Origin of the sequence: Vibrio splendidus 12E03 (genome assembly GCF_000272105.2) — a bacterium.
Classification (GTDB): domain Bacteria; phylum Pseudomonadota; class Gammaproteobacteria; order Enterobacterales; family Vibrionaceae; genus Vibrio; species Vibrio splendidus_I.
In genome coordinates this window covers 71,369-71,741 of sequence record NZ_AJZD02000295.1, presented here as the reverse complement: position 1 = coordinate 71,741, position 373 = coordinate 71,369, and the positions used below count along the sequence as shown (strand labels likewise).

The following is a 373-nucleotide window of genomic DNA, read 5'->3' as shown; positions in this document are numbered from 1 at the left end:
ACCTAGCTCAGCACGGTGGCTGTCTACGTATTTAAGTGCCGCATCGATGACTGCTACAGACTCTTGTGCGCCGCCAACTGATGTTACATCAATAGTATCAACGGTTACGTCTTTACCAGGTTGCATGCCTAGTTCGCCAGCCAAGCTGCCAGAGAATGCTACTTCGCCTTCAACCTTGTTGTTACCAGTAAACATTTGTAGCTTGCCATCTTCAGTTACAGACGCTTTCACAGAATCTTGTTGACCGTTGATGTACGTTGCTAGCTCTTCGATGTCGTCACCCGCTTTTGCGCTGATGTCGATTTCTTGGGCTTGACCGAAGTTGTCAGTGAAAGACAATTTTAGGTCGTTAGAACCTGCTTGAACGTTCCAA

Annotated in this window: 1 protein-coding gene; it reads right to left on the bottom strand. The window is 47.2% G+C overall.

Going from position 1 to position 373, the window contains the following annotated elements:
- The coding region (locus A142_RS18455) for a flagellin hook IN motif-containing protein (RefSeq protein ID WP_019821648.1) at nucleotides 1–373 on the bottom strand (373 nt) is incomplete at both ends.